Annotated in this window: 2 protein-coding genes; both read left to right on the plus strand. The window is 63.3% G+C overall.

Annotated features, from left to right (window positions below; genetic code table 11):
* The first annotated feature begins 372 nt into the window (after positions 1-372).
* Entirely contained in the window at positions 373-1,179 is an 807-nt protein-coding gene (locus ABT116_RS43350; RefSeq protein WP_351646269.1) for an alpha/beta fold hydrolase, read from the plus strand.
* Positions 1,180-1,285: 106 nt separating this feature from the next.
* Positions 1,286-2,206: aminotransferase class III-fold pyridoxal phosphate-dependent enzyme (locus ABT116_RS43355; protein WP_351646271.1), on the plus strand; the 921-nt coding region annotated here is incomplete at its 3' end.

Here is a 2,206-nt window from a genome sequence, read left to right on the forward strand (position 1 = left end):
GCGGAAATCGGCCCATTCCTCGACCGCCGGGTTGACGCCCAGAGCGCGGAACATTCTCTCGGTGGCAAGAAGTCGCATGATCAACCGGTCGCGAAGCAGCCTCCCCCGCGGAACCTCGGGGGCGGCGTCCGCCGGTCCCGATGCTCGGGGCGCTCCCGGGACGAAGTTGCCGCAACGTAGGCACCGCCATGCCTGGCCCACCGCAGTGTCCACCTGTAGTCGATCCCGCAGCTCAGGTTCGTCCGGAGCGTAGGTCTCGTGACCATGCCAACTGCACGAGCGCAATGCGAAGTCCACGGGTGAACTCTATGCCGCAAATGCCCGGTAGCGTGGATACCCGCTGACCGTGCACTTCGAACGATGAGGATTCCGATGACAACTACCAAGATCGAAACCCGGCATGGCGTCATGGCAGTCGACGACAGTGCCACCGACGGTTTCCCGGTTGTCTTCATCCACGGAAACTCGGCCAGCCGCTCCATCTTCCGTCATCAGGTCGACGCCGACTGGGCCGGCGACTACCGCATGATCACTCTGGACCTACTCGGTCACGGCGACTCCGAGGACGCGAGAGATCCCGAAGCCGCGTACACGCAGAACGGTTACGCCGACGCCATCGTCGATGTTCTGACCGAACTCGGCGTCGAAAGAGCCGTTGTCGTCGGCTGGTCGCTCGGCGGACACATCGCTCTCGAGTTGATCGCGAAATTCCCCGGGCTTACCGGAATCGTCATCACCGGTACGCCGCCGGCAAATCCCGAGACGCTCGGCGACGCATTCAATGCCGGCGACGGTTTGTCCATCGGCGGTACCGAGGTCATCACCGCGCAGGAAGCCGAACTCTACGCACGGATGACCGCCGTTCCCTTCGAGCAGTCTGCCCTCGACGCCGCGATACGCACGGACGGGCGCGCTCGCAAGATCATGTTCGACGCATTCGGCGCGGGCCGCGAATCCGATCAGAAGGCTTTGGTTGCAACGGCGTCGGTGCCGCTCGCGGTGATCGACGGCGCCGAGGACCCGTTCGTGAACACGTCGTATGTCGCGTCGTTGACCTTCGCGAACCTGTGGGAGGGCACGTATCACCTCCTCCCCGGAGTCGGACATGCAGCGTTCTGGCAAGCCCCTGAGGTGTACAACCCGCTGTTGCGACGATTCCTCGGCAATTACGCGAAGTAACCCGCTGGACGCGACGTCCAATGAGGTAGAAGTCTATTGACGGTTCGGCCATGTCCGGATTGTTTGTCGCCGTCCTACAGTTCGGAAAACGACTGGAGGCACTGCGATGACCATTCTCGAGCACGGCACGGAAACGTGCATCGGTGGACCGACCCTTCCCCAGATACGACGCCTCGTCACCGAAGTGCCCGGCCCCAACTCGCGCGCTTTGGCAAAGCGCCGGAGCGCCGCACTGCCGGCCGGGCTGACCAGCGGATCCAGCATTTACGTTGCCGCAGCGGGCGGAGGAGTTGTCGTCGACATCGACGACAACTCGTTCATCGACTTCGGCAGCGGCATCGCCGTGACCACCGTCGGAAACAGCGCGCCGCGCGTGGTCGAACGGACCACCCGTCAACTCGGTCAGTTCACCCACACGTGTTTCCTCGCAAACCCCTACGAGGGATACGTCGAGGTCTGCGAAGCGCTCAACCGTCTGACCCCGGGAGATCACGAGAAGCGAACAGCGCTGTTCAACACCGGCAGCGAGGCGCTCGAGAACGCCGTGAAATACGCACGTGCCGCCACCGGTCGCCCGGCAGTTGTCGTCTTCGACCACGCATTTCACGGTCGCACGTTGATGACCATGACGATGACCGCCAAGAACCAGCCGTACAAGGCCACATTCGGCCCGTTCGCACCAGAGGTCTACCGGGTTCCGATGGCATACCCCTACCGTTGGCCGAGCGGCCCCGAAAACGCGGCCGACGAAGCATTCGCCCAGTTCCGTCTTGTGATCGACACTCAGATCGGCGCCGAATCGGTAGCCGCTGTGGTCGTGGAACCGATTCAGGGTGAGGGAGGTTTCATCGTTCCGGCTCCGGGATTCTTGAAGCGCGTCGCCGAATTCTGCCGTGAGCGCGGCATTCTCGTCGTCGCGGACGAGGTCCAGACCGGTATCGCACGAACCGGCGCCTGGTTCGCCAGCGAGAGTGAGAACTTCGTCCCCGCCTCGCCCAGATGGATCGAGAGGTTCTCGAACGGCACG

Source organism: Streptomyces sp. NPDC002130, assembly GCF_040296465.1.
Taxonomy (GTDB): Bacteria; Actinomycetota; Actinomycetes; order Streptomycetales; family Streptomycetaceae; genus Streptomyces.